We start from the raw sequence: 343 nt of genomic DNA, 5'->3' as shown, positions 1-343 counted from the left end.
GGCGAGCCGCCCTTGAGCCGACTGGCCAGGTACGCCGCACTGAACGAATCCCCCGCCGCCGTGGTGTCGACCACCTTCTCCACCACCAGCGCCGGCACCTCGAACCGCTCCCCCTCACAGCGAATCAAACACGCATCCGCCCCGCGCTTGAGCACCACCTCGGCAATCGTCGGGTACGCCGCAAACACCTGCTCGCTGTCTTCATAGCCGAACAACGCGCGTTCGTCATCCTCGGTCAGCAAGGCGATATCCACCTCGGCCAACACCGCGTGATACGCCGCGCGTGCGGCGTCCACGCTGGCCCACAGGCGTGGCCGGTAGTTGTTGTCGAACACCACCTTGC

At 66.2% G+C, this 343-nt stretch carries 1 protein-coding gene; it reads right to left on the bottom strand.

The window, feature by feature from the left end:
• A partial coding sequence (locus tag HX846_RS38535; protein WP_256740553.1) for a PfkB family carbohydrate kinase occupies positions 1-343 on the bottom strand: 343 nt, incomplete at both ends.

This window comes from Pseudomonas sp. K5002 (genome assembly GCF_013386655.1).
Taxonomy (GTDB): Bacteria; Pseudomonadota; Gammaproteobacteria; order Pseudomonadales; family Pseudomonadaceae; genus Aquipseudomonas.
This window is presented reverse-complemented; position numbering and strand designations above follow the sequence as displayed.